We start from the raw sequence: 21,264 nt of genomic DNA, 5'->3' as shown, positions 1-21,264 counted from the left end.
ATTCAAAAAACATTCGGATGTTAACGGTTAAATGCCTATTTTTGTGATGAATTTCTGATCTACTATTGAGATGGCAAAGAATAAACTGGCCAAATTTGCCGATATGGCCACTTACGAGAACGTGTTTCAATATACCTTCGATACGTTAAAGGAAGAAGGGTTTCCTTTCAAAGGAAAATGGCATACTTATTTTGGCAACACCAATCCTGTCGTACTTGAACTGGGTTGCGGTAAAGGAGAATATACAGTCGGACTGGCACGTAAATTTCCAGAGAAGAACTTTATCGGGATCGATATCAAAGGTGCACGAATGTGGACCGGTGCCTCCCAGGCGCTGGAAGAAGGTTTGACAAATGCAGCTTTTCTCCGGACACGTATCGAACTTATCAACCACTTCTTTGCTCAGGATGAAGTATCAGAGATATGGATCACTTTTCCTGATCCCCAGATGAAGAAAACCAACAAACGGCTCACATCTACCCGGTTTATGGAGCAGTACAGCCGGATGCTGAAAGAGGGGGGTATCATCCATCTGAAGACGGATAGTAATTTCCTGTACAGATACTCCAAAGTAATGATAGCGGAAAACCGGCTTGAAACCTTCTTTGATACAGAAGATCTCTACAACTCCGGATTGAATGGGGATATCCTCGAAATCCGCACGTTCTATGAACAACAGTGGCTCTCACGTGGTTTAAACATCAAATATATCCGCTTTCTCTGCCCGAAAAATCACAATTGGACAGAGCCGAACGTAGAAATAGAAAAAGACGAGTATCGCAGCTTTGGTCGCGATGCCCGCATATAGATGTGATAAAAATCAATATTATGGCTATATATCCACAATTAATCATCGACGCACTCAAGAATGTGCGCTACCCGGGAACGGGGCAAGACATTGTTTCTGCCGGCATGGTAGCCGACGACATCCGAATCGAAGGTATGAAAGTGAGCTTCTCGCTCATCACTGAAAAAGTAAATGATCCGTTTATTAAATCGGTCGTGAAAATGGCAGAGCAGGCTATCCTGATGTATGCCGACAAAAATATCGAGATACAGGGTAATATCTCTGTCAAGTCAAAACAACCTCCTCGTCCGGAACTCCCTGAACTACTGCCGGGAGTAAAAAATATTATTGCAGTGGCTTCGGGGAAAGGCGGAGTAGGCAAAAGCACCGTATGCACCAATCTCGCGGTGGCCTTGGCACAAAAAGGATATAAGGTAGGATTGCTCGATGCCGATATCTTCGGCCCGTCAGTCCCTAAAATGCTCGGGGTGGAAGATGAAGGGCCGGCTTTGGAGAAAAAAGATGGCCGTGACCTCATTGTTCCGATCGAAAACTATGGAATAAAAATGCTTTCCATAGGGTTCTTTGTCAAGAAAGAAGATGCTGTGGTCTGGCGTGGAGCAATGGCAGGCAATGCATTGAAACAACTGATCGGCGATGCCGATTGGGGAGAGCTGGATTATTTCCTGATTGATTTTCCGCCGGGGACAAGCGATATCCACCTGACCCTGGTACAGACACTTCCCATTACCGGTGCAGTGATCGTAAGTACTCCCCAGGAGGTGGCACTGGCAGACGCACGTAAGGGGATCAGCATGTTTACAGGAGATAAGGTGAATGTACCTATTCTGGGTTTAGTGGAAAATATGGCATGGTTCACACCTGCGGAACTGCCGGAGAATAAGTATTATATCTTCGGGAAAGAGGGTTGTAAACGATTGGCGGAAGAGCAGGGTTACGTTCTATTGGGACAGATACCAATTGTCCAGAGCATTCGTGAAGGTGGCGATGACGGCCAACCGGTAGCATTGCAGCAAAACAGTATCACCGGCATGGCTTTCTCCACACTGGCTGATAACTTGATTGCAGCAGTCGACAAACGAAACCGGGAACAACCCAGGACTCAAATAGTGGAAGTAAGCCGGAAGTAATTTACTAATCGTTGAATCGTTGAATTGTCAAATCTTAGGTTTTACCTTTTCAATTCAACAGTTAAACAATTCAACAGTTAAACACATCAACAAATCAATGAAACATCCTCTACATCAATTTCATTTTTGTCCGAAGTGCGGTTCAAACCGCTTTACCGAACATAATGAAAAGTCGAAGAAGTGTTCCGGCTGCGGATTTATCTATTATTTCAACTCATCGGCCGCCGTGGTGGCGGTAATTGAGAACAATAAAGGTGAAGTACTGGTGGCCCGCAGGGCAAAAGATCCTGCACAGGGCACCCTGGATCTTCCGGGTGGTTTCATTGATATGTACGAAACGGCGGAAGAGGCTGTCACCCGCGAGATTGGGGAAGAAACAGGCCTATCGATAAATTCATCACAATATCTGTTCTCTATTCCAAATATTTATCTATATTCGGGGTTTGAAGTGCATACTGTAGATATCTTCTTCAAGTGTAGAGTAAATGATTTCAATCATTTAACAGCTCAAGACGATGTCTCGGAATTGCTTTTTATTTCTTACGATAAAATTAATCCATCTGATTTTGGATTAGTCTCTATTCGTAAAGGAGTTGAAAAATTATTAAGTGAGAATAAATAATCTAAAATATGAAAAAAATAATCTTACTGTTTACCCTTGCTTTTATAGCACAGATTTCCATTGCGCAAAAGACAATATACTACACTCAGCCGGAACAGTTGTTCAATCGGGGAAAAGAGATGTTTCTTGGGGGAAATTGGGAAGGTGCGGAGCAATTACTGAAAAAGTTCGTTGCCGGGAGCGACGATACTTATTTGAGTGAGGAAGCAGCCTATATGATGGCTGTCTCTTCATTCTATAGAGGCAGTGATAACAGTGGATATATAATGGAAGCATTTCTCGACGCACATCCTGAAACCATCCACCGCGACCAAGTCAATTTCCTGATCGGCTCGTATCATTTCGATAAGAAAGAGTGGCAGGCTGCCGGAGAACGATTCAATCAGGCGGATCTCGATTACCTCACCCTTTCGGAACAGGAAGATTACAGTTTCCGGTCAGCTTACACCCAATTACAATTAGGAAACAAAGAGGAAGCTACCCGCCTATTTGGGTTACTCTCTCAAAACAGTAACAAATATCGGGATGCAGCCGCCTTTTATCTTGGATATATCGAATACTCCAGTGGAAATTATGCGGAAGCATTGCGTCGTTTTGAACGATTGCAAAATCATCCTGAATACAGTGAGGAAGTTGCTTTCTATACAGCCCAGGCAACTTTTTTCGACGGTAAAATAGAAGAAGCGGTCAGCTTGTCGGAAGCGTTCGTGCAGAGATATCCGGCAAGCGAACACCTTACCGAAGCATACAGAGTTCTCGGCAACAGTTATTACAGGCTGGGACAAGCCTCCAGGGCGGTATCCTATTACGAGAGATATCTTTCAGGCGTGGACAGGCCACTCAGGGGTGATGCATATTTCCTTGGATTATCCTATTTCGAAACCGGCAATTATAGCAAGGCTGTGCAGATGTTCCAGCAGGCGGTAGGAGAACCGGATGAACTCACTCAAAATGCACAACTGCAATTGGGGCAAACCTATTTACGGTTGAACCAGAAACAATCAGCCCAAATGGCTTTCGAAGCGGCTTCGCGGAATAATTTCAATCCTCAGGTACGTGAAACGGCTATGTTTAACTACGCATTGCTGGCCCACGAAACCAACTTCTCAGTCTTCAGTGAGTCCATCACCCTGTTTGAGAATTTTCTCAAAGAATTCCCTAATTCACCTCATAAAAATCAGGTAAACGATATTCTGGCCGAGACTTTCCTTACGACCAAAGATTATAATGCTGCCCTGAATGCTATCAACCGGATCAGCAACCCGGGACGCAGGATACTCGAAGCCAAACAGATGGTACTCTTCCAACTGGGAGCACAGGCCTTTATCAATGGCAACATGAATGAAGCCACACAGCATTTCAACAACAGCATCAGCCTGGGAAATCAGGATGCCAAAGCCCGTAATAATGCTTATTTCTGGCGAGGCGAGACATATTACAGGATGGGTAACTACAGCAATGCTGCCAGCGATTTCAGGCAATTCACCCAAAACGCCACCTCTACAGACGAAAATTACTCCCTCGGTTGGTACAACCTGGGATACGCACTCTTCAAGCAACAACAGTACAATCAGGCGGTCAATGCTTTTCAGCAATACATTTCGGCAGAGAAAACAAGGAACCGGCCTGAATATGCCGATGCACTCAACCGTATAGGTGATAGCTACTATTTTAACCGTAATTTTAACGAAGCGGAACGTTTCTATGCACAGGCAGCAGATATCAACCCTTCTTCCGCCGATTACGCCGCCTACCAGCGGGCATTTGTGATGGGATTACAACGTAACTATCAGGGAAAGATCACCGCATTGGACAACCTGATGCGCAATCACCCTAATTCCCAATACTTTGACGATGCCTTGTATGAAAAAAGCCGGGCACTCACCATGCTCAACAGGGAAAGCGAAGCCATTGCCGTACTACAACGGCTCGTAAATGATTTTCCAAAAAGTCCCCTTGCCAGCCAGGGGGGCGTTCAGTTAGGACAATTGTATTACAATACGGGTAATTATCAACAAAGTATTACTGCCTACAAAAATGTGATCTCCAACTTCCCCGGTTCGGACGACGCCCGTAATGCGCTGATCTCCCTGGAGACAGTATATCGTGATATGAACGATATCGACAATTATGTGAAATACGCCAATTCATTACCGGGCGGAATGCGGATTACACCGTCGAGACAGGACTCGCTCACCTATCTGGCAGCTGAAAGTGTGTATATGCGTGGTAATCGCGCAGATGCTGAATCAGCCATGACAAAGTATATCCAATCTTATCCCAACGGTGCATATAGCAGTGATGCCCATTACTATCTCGGAGTGATTGCCGATGAAAGGAAGAACCAGGATTTGGCACTATCCCATTTTCGGAAAGTAATTGATGCCGGCAATATAAAATTCCTTGACAACGCACTTATCTATACGGCACAAACGGAATACGGAAAGGGCAACTTCCGTCAGGCGCTTGCCGACTATTCCAGGCTGGCCAATTCAGCCCGAAACGCCACCAACAAGCAGTTGGGACAAATGGGAGTTGTACGCACCCAGTCAAAATTAGGAGGTTATCATGAAGCAGCACGTGCTGCAACCGAACTACTTTCCAACAGTAATCTTTCACCCGAAACAGTGACTGAAGCCAGATATTTACGTGGAAAGGCATACCAGCAAACGAATGAAACAGACAATGCGATGGCTGATTTTCAATTTGTAGCCAACGATACCCGCAGTGTTTATGGAGCGGAAGCGCAGTTCATCCTTGCGGATACTTATTATCGGTGGAAATCATATGATCGCGCCGAATCGCAAGTCAAGGAGTTCATGCAAAAAGGTACGCCTCACCAATACTGGATGGCTCGCGCACTTATAGTGCTATCGGACACCTATCTTGCCAAAGGAGACGAATTTCAGGCGAAACAATATATAGAAAGTCTGAAATCCAATTATAAAGGGGACGAAGCCGATATCCAACAAATGATCAATGAGAGACTCAACAATTAAAATTTGATTTCAGGATTTCAAGATTCTAAAATTATGAATTGAAAATCGACGTCGTGAAATTGTGAAATTAATAAATCAGTAAATTAACATACAAATGAAGAAGATATATATAGTTATAGCAGCATTGATGTTATCCGCCGGAAGTTTTGCTCAAACTGCAGACTCTCTGTTAAAGCGTCAAATGGAACTGGAACGCGACTTCAACCCCACCCTTCTTGATGCCGACAAGATCAATTCACTCCCGGCACTGCGAGAGCCGGTTGTCCAGAAAGCCAACACAAACTACTCCTCCTGGGCCGGACGTACGACTCCCCCATTGGAAATAGCACTACCCCGCCCGGGAAATATCATGACTGATATCCCTTTCAGCACAAAAAAGGGATATCTTTCATTCAGCGTGGGTAATTATGCCAACATGGATGGTGCTTTTGGTTATCGTCTGGTGGAAAACGAAAAAAATAACCTCACATTCTCATTTCTGCACAATTCCACAAATGGTGATATAAAATATATACAAAGTGTTGATGCAAAGACCAACAAAGCCTATTTCATGGATAATGAAGGACGTTTAGGATACCGTCACCGGGCCGAAGCGCTCACATTCAACATTGACCTCTCCTACCTTCACTCACTCTTCAATTATTATGGGAACAGATTCGACCATCCGGCTCTATATGAAGATGAAAACCAGCGTCTGGGAGTGTTGGATACAAAAATCAGCATTGCCTCACACGAATCGGAACTGCTGAATTATAGAGGATATATTAATTTCCGCAACTTCTCCACAGAATTCGGGGAACTCCTCAATTCGGAAGGAATAAAGGGGAATGAGGTGAATGCCATGGTAGGATTTGATAAACCTTTCGGCGATGCAGAAAGTAAATTGGGTATTGACGGAAAGATCTTCACCACCTTCTATAATGGTGATCTCGACAACTATTACCTGATGAGTGCCTCACCTTATATAACCTTTGGGACTCCCAACAGTTATGCCAGGTTAGGCGCCGATGTGCTTTTCCAGACTGCCGCCGGCACAAGAGCACGCGTTGCCCCCAACGTGAAACTACAATGGGCGGTGACTGAACATTCATCACTTTATGCAAATGTTCACGGCGGATTCAGCAATAACACCTTTCTCGAAATGATGCAGGAATCTCGATATATTCGTCCTTATGGCACAGTAAAACCTTCCTATTCCATTATTGATTTAGATGCCGGTGCAAAAATCGGTGAAGTCAGTGGATTCCGGTTCGACATCTTCGGTGGATTCAAAAAAACCGAGGATGAACATTTTCTGATATTGGATGGATATGATGTGGTTGAAGGAGGGGAATCGGATGCTCATAAAGAGGTACTCAACCCTGTTTATGGTGACTTGTCTCATGCGCATATCGGAGGAATGATCCAAACCAATATCTGGGCTCCGCTCGATGTATCGGTGCGATTGAAGAAGAATTTCTACAGCCTGGATCGTGTCACCCTTGATGAAGCAGAGATCAATGATCCCAAAGCCTACAACAAACCCGGTTTTGAAGTGGACATTCGTGCCGCATTCACTCTTACCGATTTCCTGAAACTTACGGCTAATTACTACTTTGCCGGAGACCGCTGGTCCTATTACGATGGGGCGAACGCGCAGATGGACAATATCAACGATCTCAATGCCGGCGCACTTTACCAGATCAACGACGCCTTCTCCATCCATCTGAGGGCAAACAACCTGTTATCTCAAAAATATGATATCTGGTATGGACATCCGGCACAGGGCATCAATGCTTCCGGTGGATTCACCTTCCGGTTCTGACGATATTTTCCTGTGAACGAACCGCCCGATTCTCCCTTCCGAAAGCCCGGGCGAATCTCGTTCCCGGTCTGACAGTGAGGTTGCATAGCATTGAAAAGCGTTTAAAACTATTTTTAATAGATCTCCCTTCTTGTTTACAATGCTTTTGTGTACTTTTGTAGAAAGTAAGATGCGTTTCGGGCGAGTCTGAAAATCTATTTTCGCCTTGCCGCTCAACGGTCATTACTTTTGTCGCAATCTTTCTGCGTTAATAAACTATTGGAGGAATAAGTAAGGTATGGGTAAACAAACAAAGGGTCAGAAGAAAAACCCGAAAACAAAGGATATATCACAAAAGAATGGCATCATCAAAGTGATGTGGGGTCTCTTCGGCCTCACAGCGGGAGGTGTCATCCTTTTTTTCCTACTTGTCTCCGCGGGGATGATAGGTTATATTCCCAAAATTGAACAACTGGAAAATCCGATTGACAAATACGCTTCGCAGGTAATTTCAACGGACAATGCACTGCTTTTCACCTATTCTCTAAGTGATGATAACCGTATATTAGTAGATTACTCTGAGCTCTCACCCCATCTTATCAATGCATTGATCGCTACGGAAGATATACGCTATTATTCTCATTCCGGCATCGACATTATCGGCCTGGGAAGAGTAATATTTAAGACACTTATACTCAGCCAGGAAGAAAGCGGAGGAGGTAGTACTATCACACAGCAGTTGGCAAAACTACTCTATTCACCAAGGGCTAATAATAAAATAGAACGTATTTTTCAGAAACCGGTCGAATGGGTAATTGCAGCCAAGTTGGAACGCTTTTACTCAAAAGACGAAATCATTAATCTTTATCTGAACAAATATGATTTCAACTATAATGCAGTAGGAATTGAATCTGCCGCCCGTACCTATTTCAACAAAACACCCAAAGATCTGAGCATTGAAGAAGCGGCCATGTTGATTGGAATGCTTAAAAACTCTTCCCTCTATAATCCCCAACGCCGTCCGGAAGTAACCAGAGACCGCCGGAATGTGGTAATCACACAGATGCAGAAAGCCGGCCACCTCAGCAAACAGGAAGCCGACTCTTTGAAGCAACTTCCTCTGGAAATCGATTTCAACCGTTCCGACCACATCGATATTATCGCTCCCTATTACCGTCAGCATCTCGCAAAAATAATGATGGCTAAAAAGCCGGAGAGGAAAAATTATGCGTCATGGGAAGGACAACAATTTGTTGAAGATTCGATTTCATGGGAAGAAAACCCGCTTTTCGGGTGGTGCAACAAAAATAAAAAATCGGACGGATCCAGCTATAATATCTATACTGACGGATTAAAAATTTACTCTACCCTCGATTCCCGTATGCAACGCCATGCGGAAGCAGCTGTAAAAGAACATTTGGGAGGTTATCTCCAGAATCAGTTCTTCCGTGAAAAGAAAGGAAAGAGTTATGCACCCTACTCCCGTGAAGTAAGCGACAGGGTAGACAACCTGATGATGGTCTCCATGAGGCAAAGCGAACGCTATCGTGTCCTCAAACAAGCCGGCCTCAACGAAGAGGAGATTATCCGGAACTTCAAGGAAAAACCGGTGGAAATGAAGGTCTTTTCGTGGGAACACCGGGAAGTAGATACACTCATGACACCTTGGGATTCCATCCGTTACCACAAAAATTTCCTCCGTACCGGTTTCATGGCGATGGATCCTTTGACGGGCCATGTAAAGGCCTACGTGGGAGGTCCTGATTTCAAGTTCTTTAAATATGATAGTGCCACCGGCAAACGACAGATCGGTTCTACTATCAAACCCTATCTCTACACATTGGCAATGGAGGAAGGGATGAGCCCCTGCGACGGTATGATCCACGGGCCGGTAACCCTGATGCCCGAAGTAGGAGAACCATGGACTCCACGTAATACACGTCCGGCAAGCCGAGAGTTTGTGAGTATAAAATGGGGGTTGCAGAACTCCGACAACTGGGTCACCGCCTGGCTGATGAGCCAGTTCTCACCCTATGCGTTTGCCAGGATGCTCCAGTCGTTCGGGTTAAAGACACCTGCCGATCCGGTAGTCTCCTTGGCATTAGGGCCGAATGATGCTTCCGTATATGAGATGGTGGGCGCTTATTCAGCTTTCATCCACAGAGGTATCCGTGTGGAACCGATGGTAGTGACCCGAATTGAAGATTCTTACGGAAATGAAGTGGCTTCATTCGTCCCACGGATGAAGGAGATCTTTAGCGAATCAACTTCTTACAAAATGCTCGATATGTTGAAAGGAGTTGTTGACGGTGGAACAGGTGGCCGGTTACGCCGCATCTATAACCTGAAAGGACAAATGGGTGCCAAGACCGGTACTACCAACAACAACTCCGACGGCTGGTTCATGTCCTTTACTCCCAACCTGGTAGCCGGCTGTTGGGTAGGAGGAGATGAACCCTCTATCCATTTCGACCAGATGGCTTATGGGCAGGGAGCCAGTATGGCACTACCTATTCACGGCATCTTCTATCAGAAGGTCTATGCCGATAAGGAGTTGAATTACACCGACAACGGGGTCTTTGATATCCCGGCCGATTTTGACCCCTGTCACGATATGCAGCGATATTCACCCGACTTCTACCGGAACAATGATCCGGTGATAGAAAGTGAAGGCATTGACGATATATTCAATTGATATTCAATTGTTGTTCGGTAGTTGTTCAACTGTTATTCGATGGTTATTCGAGCGCAAACAAGCATTATTTATTATTCTGGAAGAACAGTTCCTCCCTTAATTTTTCAAGGCGTAAGGCAACATATCTGTAAAGCCGGTCAGTGGTGCTAGGTTTTCCGGCTTCACCATCTGCCAGATCCTCCATATCCGCATCCCACCCCTCGGGAGCCGTCTTTAGAAAACGTTCAAAGTAGTTGATCGCATTCTTATAATCCTTGTTTAAATCATAGCAGTAACCAATATTGTAGAGTAGTGAGTGGGCCTGGGAATCGCGCTTATATGCCGAACTGTAATACTCCACGGCCTTGACAAAACTTCCCGACCGCATATAGGCATCACCAAAGGAGCGATCGAAATCAAACAACATCTCATTCATTTTCTCGATTATCTCCACTCCTTCCGCCAGCACCTCTATCCCTCTCTTCCGGTTGTATGTCCAGGAAAGGGCTGTTCCATAATAATAAAGCAGATAGATATTGGTATCGCTATTATTCTGATTGTATGCTTTTTCCAGCCAGGTAACGGCCTCATAATACAATTGGGAGGCATATAGGCTCATACCGAGATAGTAACAGGTTGTATACGAACTGTCACCCAGAATTATATTATCTTTTAACCGTTCGGTCGCTTCCTTATAATTGCCTGCCGAATAATGAGCCATCCCGTTCAATTGACCGATTAGTTGCTGTGCGGGATTAATATTTTCAAGATATGTCTGCGTCAGATTGTTCGTGCAACAGAATCTGGGACAATTCGGTTTCGGAATGCTTTTCGGCATGAATAAAAATCAAACTGAAAAAAGAGAAGGGAGTAATATCTTTCTTCAGTTGATGCACAGGTATCCCTGAAATAACCTGCTTCTCACTTTTTACCCATATATTATAAATGGATAGCAGCTGAAAGACAAACCGTAACAAGAGTCCAAGCGTGATAACTGTATAAAACAGTGCAAGGATGCTTCCCCAAGGAATAATTACAGGTCGTGTAGACTCCTCTTCCAATACCGTTGACGTAGTAGTTGGTTCACCCTTCATAACGGTGACAGCCGTTTCCTGAAGGTCAGAAGATCGGGTAGTCCACACATCACTCAGGCCAGGAATCGTAAAAAAAGGATAAAGGAGAGAAAAAATAACCACTGACAAGAAAAAAAGGCGCCTTAACCGCAGAAAGGTATCCCTCTTCAATACAATTGTATATAAGAGATAAAAAAGGGACAGCGCAATATTTACTTGTATAAGGTATATAAAAAAGAGTGACATGATTTGTTCAATTTGGTTGAAACAACTCCTTACTTCCGTTTCTTCTCAATAAGGCGAATAATCTCCTCAAGTTCGTCTGCCGTAATTTTCTGTTCCTTGGCAAAAAAAGAAACCAGCTCTTTATAAGAGTTATCGAAATAACTTTGCACTACCCCTGATAAAAAGTGCCTCTTATAGGCCGATTCCGATATCACGGGCTTAAATACCTTCACATTCCCAAATCGTCTCTTTGCAAGATATCCTTTATTCTCGAGGTTTTTGAAGATAGATGCCACCGTAGTATAGGGCGGTTTCGGATCTTCCATTCTATCTACCACATCCTTAATGGCACACTCGTTGAGTTGCCACACATGCAACATTACATTTTCTTCCTGATGAGTTAAACGTTCCATATCTTTTTATCTATATTAATAATACAAATCTACGACTTTATCGTAACAAACAATACGTTTCGTAAAAATAATCTGGTTAAATAATTATAAAAAGAGCCGCCTCCAATGGTAGAGACAGCTCTTGATAATCTACATGCAACAGGAATCAGGCCTGTTCTTCAAAGTCTTGCATACACCGGATCAAAGCCTCTACAGCCTCTTTTGGGCAGGCATTATAGATAGAAGCACGGAATCCGCCTACTGAACGATGGCCTTTGATACCTATCATACCTCTCTCTTTCGCGAACTCAAGAAAAGCGGACTCTTTATCTTTATACTCTTCATTCATCACAAAGCAGACATTCATGATGGAGCGGTCTTCTTTGGCAGCAGTCCCCACGAAAAGTTTATTACGGTCTATCTCATCATAGAGAAGTCCCGCCTTCTCTTTATTGAGCCTGTGCATCGCCTCAACACCACCTTGTTCCTTCACCCATTTCAAGGTCTCATGCATCACAAAAATAGGAAATACGGGAGGTGTGTTGAACATGGAACGGTTCTTTTCGGAGTCGCTGATATGTGTATGGTAATCGACCATGGTCTGCAATGGCCGGTCGATCTTGCCCAGGATATCTTCACGGACAATTACGAAGGCCACACCCGCCGGCCCCACATTCTTTTGGGCTCCACCGTAAATAATACCATATTTGGAAATATCTACCGGACGGCTCATTATGTCGGACGACATATCTGCAACCAATGGCACGGGACTATCTATATCTTCGTGTATCTCAGTTCCGTAAATGGTGTTATTGGTTGTGATATGAAAATAATCGGCATCTGCCGGAATAGTATAACCTTTGGGGATATAGGAGTAGTTCTTGTCATCTGAAGAGGCCACCACCTCCACTTCCCCGTAAAATTTCGCTTCTTTGATCGCTTTTTTAGCCCACACCCCGGTCTGCAGGTATGCCGCTTTCGTCTTCATCAGGTTGGCCGGAACCATAAAAAACTGTGTACTGGCTCCTCCGCCAAGCAAAAGTACCCGATAATTATCGGGAATATCAAGCAGTTCTTTCCACAAATCTGCTGTCTCTTTCATGATCCGCTCCCATCCCGGAGTACGATGCGATATTTCCAGAATACCTATTCCGGTGTTGTCGAAATCGCGTATCGCTTCAATGGCTGACTCTACTGCCGGCCGGGGAAGTACGCACGGACCAGCATTAAAATTGTACTTTTGCATACGATTATATTTATGAATTATGAGTTATGAGTTATAAGTTATGAATTCCTGAGAATTAAAAGTGAATAGTGAGGGATTAACCACTCAGGCACTTGGACATTCGGACACTTAGGCACCTAATCACTTTCCCACTTAAATTCACAGATTTACCCTGAAACGTTCGTCTCCGTTCTGAAAGTATGCCACAATTTGATTGGCAGCTGCCAATCCTGCATTTTTATTAGCATCTGTAGTTTGCGCACCCAATTTTTTAGGAGTGGCAAAATAACGTCTCGGGAATTTTTCCAGGAACTCCTCATGTTTGTCGGGCTTGACATCAGTAACATATTGGAAAGCGGGGCGCTCTTCCATGATACGGATGAGATCATCTTCAACCACCAGTTCCTTACGAGCTGTATTGATAAGAAGCCCATCTTGTGGCATCAGGGACAAAAGAGAATAATCCACACAGTACCGTGTTTCTTCCAGCAAAGGCATATGGAGTGATACAAAATCACTATTCCCGAACAGTTCCTTATTGGTATAGGCAGTGATTACCCCATATTCCCCTTCTTTACGCAAGTCGTCGTGTGTAAGCGTAGGTGAGAAAGCATACACCGGCATATCGAAGCCTCTCGCTATCTTGGCCACCATTTTTGCTACGTTCCCGAAAGCATATAACCCCAGCCGTCTGCGGGTCAACTCACGCCCTACCGAACCATCGAAATGGTTACGCTGAGCATAGATCATCATGCCAAAAACAAGCTCAGCTACGGCATTGGCATTCTGGCCCGGGGTATTCATCACACAGATACCGCAATTGGTAGCTGCCTCCAAATCCACATTATCGTAACCGGCCCCTGCCCTTACGATTATTTTCAGATTGGGGGCTGCCTCCATTATCTCCTTATTGACAATATCACTTCGTATGATCAAAGCATCCACGTCCTTCACAGCATCAAGCAACTGGCTTTCATTTTCATACTTCTCTAACTTCACGAACTTATGACCCGCAGATTCAATAATATGCTGAATCCCCTGTACAGCAGGTAAAGCGAATGGCTTACTCGTTGCCAAAAGTACTTTCATATTCATTCTTTGTTTATAAAAATTTTACCGGATACTTGACCGATTCCCTCAAGTCAGGGCTTTTTATATACTTTTTAAAATTATCACTTTGTAATTAAGAATTGCAAATTTACAAACTTATATCTAACAAAAAACGAAATCGGAATAAAAAATCCATGATGATTCCATTTTCTGTGATTTAAAAGTTATTTGTCCGATAAATTGAATCATCGTATCTTTGTACGACTCGAAAATGTTACATAAATGAACAGTCCTTACCCATCCGCTTTACTCGAAAATGCAGTCAACGAATTTGCCAATCTCCCCGGGATTGGAAGAAAATCGGCATTACGATTGGTACTCCATCTGTTGCGTCAGGATGAAGGGAGAGTAGCCAATTTTGCAGGTACTATGCTAAAATTGAAGCGGGAAATCAAATATTGTTCTGTCTGTCACAACATCTCCGATACGGATGTATGTAATATTTGCAGCGACAAATCACGGGATAGTTCTTTGATTTGCGTTGTGGAAAATGTAAAAGAGGTGATGGCCATCGAGAAAACGGTACAATTTGGTGGACTTTACCACGTTTTAGGAGGTATTATCTCCCCTATCGATGGCATTGGCCCGTCTGATCTGGAAATCGCCAGTCTCGAAGAGAGGGTGAAATCGGGTGAAATCCGGGAGGTGATCCTTGCCCTCAGTGCAACCATGGAGGGTGATACTACCAATTTTTATATCTACCGCAAACTTCAACCTTACGGGGTGAAAGTAAGCATCATAGCCAGAGGAGTATCGATTGGAGATGAGATCGAGTATGCTGATGAGGTGACACTTGGCCGCTCTATTATGAACCGGACTCCATTTGATGAATCCTATAAACTGGTATCAAAATGAAAAACACGCATGTAATGGAAAAAACCATAAAACTCTTGAGAGGACATTATTACGGGAACATTATCCTGCTGGCAGTCATTTTCCTGTTTTCCATATTTAGTATGATCCCGCTCTTTGCAGATAGACAGGCAATCAGTGCCACTCTGGAAAGATATGCCATCATGATCACTATTATAGCCATTCCGGCTTCACTGAAATTTTTTGTCGACCGGCTGAAAAAGTCGGCTTGTCCCGTAGATATCCCGACCGCCTCAAATAAATATAAAAATATCTCTTTCATACGTCTATACACCATCAGCACAGTGGCACTTATGAATATCTTCCTGTTTAATATCTCCCGAAACATGAATTTTTTCTGGTTTACAGTGGTACTTTTTATCGTATTTCTTTTTTGCAAGCCATCTTATGCGGAACTGGAAGGTCTCACCAAACTACCGGAAGGGCAGGGTCTGACAGAAGAAGAGGGACTAGTGGTACCTAAACAAAAGGAAAGAGAATCCGGAGAGATGGAAGAACAACTTCTGGAAGAGATACAAAATAATCCCGAGCCAATAGAATATAATTATCCGGAAAATGAACAAGTTGATGGAAAATAATATCCTTCGCCTACGTGCTCCCGAACCGGAGGATCTGGATTTGCTTTACGCCTGGGAAAACGACACTGCCATTTGGCAAAAAGGAGCCTCTATCGTACCTTTTTCCCGTTACTCCATCAAACAATATCTGATCGACTATAAGCATGACATATATGTAGACAAGCAGTTACGGTTGATGGTAACACTGAGGGAAACGGACGAATGCATAGGCACCGTCGACTTGTATGATTTTGACCCGTTCCACAGGAGAGCCGGTGTGGGGATATTGATAGACAGTAAACACCGTCGCCGGGGATATGGCATGCAGGTACTCATGCTACTTGAAGATTACGCGTTTCGATTTCTCAATTTGAGGCAACTTTACGCCATCATTCCTGAAAAGAACAACAGCAGTATCCGTCTTTTCTCTAAAACGGGATATCGGAAGAGTGGGCTGCTGGAAGAGTGGCTTGCCTCGGAAGATTCATTCTGCCACGCGTTGATAATGCAAAAACTCAATTCATAAGACCATACAATATTTTTTGAGAGAACAATGCAAGACGATATAAAAAAAGCATGCGACATATTAAGGAAAGGAGGAATCATCCTTTATCCTACTGATACCATCTGGGGTATCGGTTGTGATGCGACTAATGAAGAGGCCGTAAAACGTATTTACGATCTGAAGCAGCGAGACGACACCAAATCGATGCTTGTCCTGATGGACAATCCCGCCAAATTGCAGACATACGTAAAGGAGGTACCCGACATTGCCTGGGACCTGATAGATCTGGCCGACAAACCCCTCACCATCATTTATGACGGAGCCAAGAACCTGGCACCAAACCTCATTGCTCCGGACGGATCCATCGGCATACGTATTACAGCCGAAACTTTTTCCATGGAGTTATGCCGGCAATTCCGCAAACCTATTGTATCCACATCAGCCAATATAAGTGGAGATCCCTCGCCCTCTTCTTTTTCGGAAATCGGGCAAACGATCAAAGAGGGAGTGGATTATATTGTTACGTACCGGCAAAAAGAACAAACCAAAGCCAAACCATCGGGAATAGTTAAACTGGGAAAAGACGGCTCCATCAAAATTATACGTAAGTAAAAAAATTAATTATCTTTGCATAAAGGCTGTTCATTCACTAAAGTTAGTTATTTTGAATTTCATTCCCCGATGCAACTGACAGAAAGATTCAATAAATTTCTTATTTGGCGCGACAGACACATAAAGGAGCGTCATTTTTTACTGTTTGTCTGCTTTTTAGTGGGAATTCTCACGGCATTGGCGGCTTTCTTCCTTAAAACGGCGATCCACTTTTTCCAGGTCTTTCTCACCGAAAATTTCAGTCGTCCCAACCTCAACTTCTCTTACCTGCTCTACCCTATTGCAGGAATCCTGATTGCAGGCCTGTATGTAAAATATGTGGTGAAGGATGATATCAGTCACGGTGTCACAAAGATCCTTTTTGCCATCTCCCAGCGGAAAAGCAGGATCAAGCCTCACAATATGTATTCGTCGTTAGTAGCCAGTTCCATCACCATCGGATTCGGGGGGTCAGTAGGAGCGGAAGCACCGATCGTATTGACCGGCTCCGCCATCGGTTCTAACCTGGGAAGATTCTTTAAACTGGAGCAACGCAGCCTGATGATCCTGGTAGGTTGTGGAGCCGCGGGAGCTATCGCAGGTATCTTTAAAGCACCCATCGCAGGCATTCTTTTTGTGATAGAAGTATTGCTGCTCGACCTTACCATGGCCTCCATATTGCCTCTTCTGGTAACAGCCGTGACAGCCACTACGGTATCATACATCCTCACGGGCATGGACGCCATGTTTGCCTTTACGCTGATCGAACCTTTCACGCTCAATCGTATTCCCCATGTAATCTTTCTGGGTATACTCTGCGGTTTCCTCTCCTTATACGTGATACGTGTCATGAGCCGTTTGGAAAGACTTTTCCACCGACTTTCATATTGGAAAAAATTCCTGCTTGGGGGAACCATGCTGAGTTTGCTTATCTTTTTCTTTCCACCGCTTTACGGGGAAGGATACAATACTATCAATATCCTGTTAGCTAGTGGAGATCTGTTCAATTCACTTACCAATGAAAGTTTCTTTCACCAATTGGAAAGCAGATGGACTATTGTGGCTTTTCTGATACTGGTCATTCTCTTTAAAGTTTTTGCCACCAGTGCAACCAACGGTGGGGGCGGTACCGGAGGGGTATTCGCTCCCACCCTGTTCTTAGGCTGCATCGTTGGTTTTGTCTATTCGTACACACTCAATCAACTGGGATATACAATATTTCTGCCACAGGAAAATTTTGCGTTGATGGGGATGGCTGGGGTGATGGCCGGGGTAATGCATGCACCGCTTACCGGCACCTTCCTTATTGCAGAGTTGACCGGAGGCTATGACCTGTTCCTCCCCCTCATGATCGTATCGCTACTCTCTTACGGGACTATCATGATATTCGAAAAGCACAGTATCTACGCCATACGTCTTGCCAAAAAAGGGGAGTTGATCACTCACCACAAAGACAAAGCCGTTCTCACTTTTCTGAAGATTAAAGACCTGCTCGAAAAGGATATCCCGACAGTAACGCCTGAAATGACGCTCGGTGATGTAGTAAGGGTGATTTCTACCAGCCACCGGAATATTTTCCCGGTAGTAGATGACAAGGGTATTCTTTTGGGACTCGTGATGATGAATGATATCCGCAATATCATGTTCCGCCCCGAATTATATGATCGATTCACCGTAAAGAAATTCATGGTCGGGGCGCCAGCCACAATAGAATTACACAGCACTATGGAAGAGGCAATGGCGAAATTTGAGAATACCAAGGCATGGAATTTACCTGTGGTAGACCAGAAAGGAGTCTATCAGGGTCTGCTGTCACAATCGTCTGTTTTCAATTCCTACAGGGAGGTTTTGGTTGAAAATTACTCCGAAACAGATGAGTAGACTAATGTGCCAATATGCCAATGAGGTAATTGGTAATTGGTAATTAGTAATTAGTAATTTTTAATTAACTATTTCATGGACAAAAAATCATTACGTATCCTCTTCATGGGTACTCCCGAGTTTGCCGTAGAATCTCTAAAATCACTGGTAGAGAACGGATATAATGTAGTGGGGGTTGTCACCATGCCCGATAAGCCGGCAGGCAGGGGGTATAAACTACAACCTTCACCGGTAAAACAATATGCGCTCCAACAGAGGCTACCGGTACTGCAACCCGAAAAACTGAAAGATGAAGGGTTCCTAAATAAACTAAAAGAATTGGGTGTCGACCTGCAAATCGTCGTCGCTTTCCGCATGCTGCCCGAAGTAGTATGGAATATGCCGCCGAAAGGCACTTTTAACCTCCATTCATCCCTCCTGCCCCAATATCGGGGTGCTGCCCCTATCAATTGGGCTATTATCAACGGAGAGAAAGAAACCGGCGTGACTACGTTTTTTCTTTCACACGAGATTGATACCGGTAAGATAATCTTTCAGGAAAAAACCACAATCGATGATCAGGACAATGCGGGTACTCTACACGACAGGTTAATGACAATGGGAGCTCAACTGGTACTGAAGACGGTCGACGCCATATTGGAAGAGAATGTACAATCGATCCCCCAGGACAAACTTTTCAAAGATGCCTCCGAATTAAAAAGTGCTCCAAAAATTTTCAAGGAAGATTGCCAGATCGACTGGGATAAATCCACACAGGAAGTCTATAATTTTATCCGTGGCTTATCACCCTATCCGGCAGCATGGACAGAATTAGTAACCGAAAACAGTGAAGAGAAACTCCGCTTCAAACTATTTGACAGTAAACCGATTGCGGACACAACACACAACCTGTTGCCGGGAAGCATCAGGACAGACAATAAGACATACCTCGATGTGGTTGTAAAGGATGGTTTCTTACGAATTGGCTCACTTCAATTAACAGGCAAGAAACGAATGAGTATCATCGACTTCCTGAATGGATACCATTTCGAAAAGAAAGTACGATTCAATTAAGATTACCATTTATAATTCAGCCCAAAGCTAAGGGTCTGATTCACCTGTAAATATTTGAATTTAGGATCTGCGGGAACTCCATCGTCAAACCTCATGTTCACATAAATACGCGTGGAGAAAGCATTGCTCAATGCCATATTCAGGCTATTCTCAAATTCCGATATAACTTTCTCGTAACTGGTAAAGTAGGTCAGACGCGAATCCCAGGAAATATACCTAGTGATGTCGTATTTCAATATTGATGTAAGGGTACTACCGATATCCAGTTGGGATTTCTTTCCTTCATCAATCCCGAACCGTTTCACATCCACATCATTGTTCAACACATAGGTGTAGTTGATGGAGATAGGGGCAAGCGCCAATTCCCATCTCACCCGGCGATGCCGTACTCTCTCGGATTTTTTGTCGATATTATACTTTAACCCGATCCCTGCATTGACATACAAAGGAGACATAAATGACGAAAGAAGATCGTTCGAGTTGACCGGATATGCTTTAAACATCTGGGATTTTGCCTCTAAGTTGGTAGAGTAAGACCATCCTTTACCAAAAGCATCTACCCCAAAGTCGCCATAATAACGAATAAGGTCATTACCGATACGGTGCTTGCGTAACGAATCGTCAGGAGCATTAAAGACAGATAAACGCCACTCCAGTGTGTTATTAAATTTCACCTTATCTTTATGGTAATTAGCCCTCAATATATGCAGGCTATTAAAATTCAGATTATTAACCCCTCCTTTGTGCCAGTTATCCGAGAAATAGTTCTGGGCAAACTGGAAAGAGTGTTCTCCGGAACGCACCCAGTATTTTCTACCAATTGTAACACCTTCAATACCGGGAGCATCTAATGAATAAGCTGTTTCAACCTTTATCAACTCACGGAAAGGATTAAATGTCTCCCTCACTACCCGGTCATCTGATTCCAAACTGGGTATTGAATCAAAACTAGCCACGGAATATCTGATCCTGTCGGGATATTTTACATAATAATCGCGTCTCACCTTTTGAACAAAGTCCACATGATCCAGCCGGGGAGCAAAGGTCTTTTCCCGGGGAATGAGGGCTCCCTTATCATGATCCTCTTCAACAGGGTATAAAGATAATTCCCGAGGAAGCATCTTCCCCGTAAATATCATAGGCAGGAAAAGTGGATTATAAAAGAGTGTGTCACGGAACGAGAGTCCATTCATTGATCCAACATTATTATAGTTCACAGGAAGTTGCAGCGTCCCATTTTCCCTCCTGAAATAAATGGAATCCAACGGGTTACGGAATAGAGGGATTGAATCTTTAACTATTATCGAGACTGTTCCCCTCGCTACCGGGTTTGAAACCGGAGGTATGATGATAGTATCGGGAGGTGTGATAATGGGGTTGGGAGGTGTATCAGCCCCTTGTTGCGGAGATATAACCTCACTATCAATTCTCTCCTTGGCTTGCATTGTACGACGTTCAATCTGCCTGCTGATATCGGTGATATCCCTGAACAGATCAAGACTATCTATCATTGTTATAGAGTCCGGCCTCTCGACAACTTTATTTTCAATCCCGGAAGCTATCACTCCGAACGAACATATTGTTATTATCAAAAAGGGGATAATAATTCGTCTCATACGATTATTTTATTTTTTACGTCAATTCACCTATACATTCTTCCAATGGGCAAAGATATAAAAAAAGTTTTATTTATTCTTTGTTTTTCTTGCCTAGGACTTTAAAACTCACTATTTTTGAGGAGTAAAGAATTAAAACCGAAAAAC

The 21,264-nt window shown here is 43.9% G+C and carries 18 protein-coding genes; 12 read left to right on the top strand and 6 right to left on the bottom strand.

All coding sequences use genetic code 11. The annotated features are described in order from the left end of the window. Positions 1-70: 70 nt before the first annotated feature. The 6 genes from trmB to PSM36_RS03090 all read left to right on the top strand — a co-directional run bounded on the left by trmB (position 71) and on the right by PSM36_RS03090 (position 10,037). A complete protein-coding gene (gene trmB / locus PSM36_RS03115) occupies positions 71-808 on the top strand; it encodes a tRNA (guanosine(46)-N7)-methyltransferase TrmB (protein WP_076928749.1) in 738 nt (245 codons plus the stop codon). 20 nt (positions 809-828) lie between these two features. Next, positions 829-1,938: an Mrp/NBP35 family ATP-binding protein gene (locus tag PSM36_RS03110; protein WP_076928748.1), complete on the top strand. Its 1,110-nt coding sequence runs from the start codon at positions 829-831 to the stop codon at positions 1,936-1,938. 97 nt (positions 1,939-2,035) lie between these two features. After that, positions 2,036-2,560: an NUDIX hydrolase gene (locus tag PSM36_RS03105; protein WP_076928746.1), complete on the top strand. Its 525-nt coding sequence runs from the start codon at positions 2,036-2,038 to the stop codon at positions 2,558-2,560. An 8-nt stretch (positions 2,561-2,568) separates the two neighbouring features. Then, positions 2,569-5,559: a tetratricopeptide repeat protein gene (locus PSM36_RS03100; protein ID WP_076928744.1), complete on the top strand. Its 2,991-nt coding sequence runs from the start codon at positions 2,569-2,571 to the stop codon at positions 5,557-5,559. A 94-nt stretch (positions 5,560-5,653) separates the two neighbouring features. Further along, positions 5,654-7,363, top strand: coding sequence for a TonB-dependent receptor (locus PSM36_RS03095; protein ID WP_076928743.1), 1,710 nt, complete (start codon positions 5,654-5,656; stop codon positions 7,361-7,363). 355 nt (positions 7,364-7,718) lie between these two features. Then, positions 7,719-10,037: a transglycosylase domain-containing protein gene (locus PSM36_RS03090; protein ID WP_083711126.1), complete on the top strand. Its 2,319-nt coding sequence runs from the start codon at positions 7,719-7,721 to the stop codon at positions 10,035-10,037. A 64-nt stretch (positions 10,038-10,101) separates the two neighbouring features. On the opposite strand, the gene PSM36_RS03085 is transcribed toward PSM36_RS03090, so the two are convergent. From PSM36_RS03085 to PSM36_RS03065, 5 genes are all read right to left on the bottom strand, one after another. After that, positions 10,102-10,737: a tetratricopeptide repeat protein gene (locus PSM36_RS03085; protein ID WP_161947547.1), complete on the bottom strand. Its 636-nt coding sequence runs from the start codon at positions 10,735-10,737 to the stop codon at positions 10,102-10,104. A gap of 43 nt (positions 10,738-10,780) precedes the next feature. Next, entirely contained in the window at positions 10,781-11,110 is a 330-nt protein-coding gene (locus PSM36_RS17585) for a hypothetical protein (RefSeq protein WP_179947215.1), read from the bottom strand. A gap of 254 nt (positions 11,111-11,364) precedes the next feature. Beyond that, on the bottom strand, positions 11,365-11,727 hold the full coding sequence (locus PSM36_RS03075; protein WP_019538484.1) for a BlaI/MecI/CopY family transcriptional regulator: 363 nt from the start codon (positions 11,725-11,727) through the stop codon (positions 11,365-11,367). A gap of 145 nt (positions 11,728-11,872) precedes the next feature. After that, on the bottom strand, positions 11,873-12,952 hold the full coding sequence (gene serC / locus PSM36_RS03070; protein WP_076928740.1) for a 3-phosphoserine/phosphohydroxythreonine transaminase: 1,080 nt from the start codon (positions 12,950-12,952) through the stop codon (positions 11,873-11,875). Positions 12,953-13,090: 138 nt separating this feature from the next. Further along, positions 13,091-14,020 carry an NAD(P)-dependent oxidoreductase gene (locus PSM36_RS03065; protein ID WP_076932009.1) on the bottom strand — a complete coding sequence of 310 codons (930 nt, stop codon included), beginning with the start codon at positions 14,018-14,020 and terminating at the stop codon, positions 13,091-13,093. A 243-nt stretch (positions 14,021-14,263) separates the two neighbouring features. Between PSM36_RS03065 and recR the strand changes: the two genes are divergently transcribed. The 6 genes from recR to fmt all read left to right on the top strand — a co-directional run bounded on the left by recR (position 14,264) and on the right by fmt (position 19,501). Next, a complete protein-coding gene (gene recR / locus PSM36_RS03060) occupies positions 14,264-14,896 on the top strand; it encodes a recombination mediator RecR (RefSeq protein WP_076928739.1) in 633 nt (210 codons plus the stop codon). Between the two features lie 14 nt (positions 14,897-14,910). Further along, entirely contained in the window at positions 14,911-15,492 is a 582-nt protein-coding gene (locus PSM36_RS03055; RefSeq protein ID WP_076928738.1) for a hypothetical protein, read from the top strand. After that, positions 15,482-15,997: a GNAT family N-acetyltransferase gene (locus PSM36_RS03050; protein ID WP_232001504.1), complete on the top strand. Its 516-nt coding sequence runs from the start codon at positions 15,482-15,484 to the stop codon at positions 15,995-15,997. The genes PSM36_RS03055 and PSM36_RS03050 overlap by 11 nt, the downstream gene beginning before the upstream one ends. 27 nt (positions 15,998-16,024) lie before the next feature. After that, positions 16,025-16,588, top strand: a complete 564-nt coding sequence (locus PSM36_RS03045) for an L-threonylcarbamoyladenylate synthase (RefSeq protein WP_076928736.1) — start codon at positions 16,025-16,027, stop codon at positions 16,586-16,588. Positions 16,589-16,657: 69 nt separating this feature from the next. Beyond that, positions 16,658-18,448: a chloride channel protein gene (locus tag PSM36_RS03040; protein WP_076932008.1), complete on the top strand. Its 1,791-nt coding sequence runs from the start codon at positions 16,658-16,660 to the stop codon at positions 18,446-18,448. Positions 18,449-18,523: 75 nt separating this feature from the next. After that, complete coding sequence (fmt, locus tag PSM36_RS03035) at positions 18,524-19,501, top strand: methionyl-tRNA formyltransferase (RefSeq protein ID WP_076928735.1); 978 nt, start codon at positions 18,524-18,526, stop codon at positions 19,499-19,501. A gap of 2 nt (positions 19,502-19,503) precedes the next feature. Here fmt and PSM36_RS03030 read toward each other — a convergent pair whose 3' ends face one another. Further along, positions 19,504-21,117: a DUF3078 domain-containing protein gene (locus PSM36_RS03030; RefSeq protein WP_076928734.1), complete on the bottom strand. Its 1,614-nt coding sequence runs from the start codon at positions 21,115-21,117 to the stop codon at positions 19,504-19,506. Positions 21,118-21,264 lie beyond the last annotated feature (147 nt).

The organism is Proteiniphilum saccharofermentans, from assembly GCF_900095135.1.
Lineage (GTDB): Bacteria > Bacteroidota > Bacteroidia > Bacteroidales > Dysgonomonadaceae > Proteiniphilum > Proteiniphilum saccharofermentans.
The sequence above is the reverse complement of the archived record's forward strand: the minus strand, read 5'-3'. Positions and strand labels throughout refer to the sequence as shown.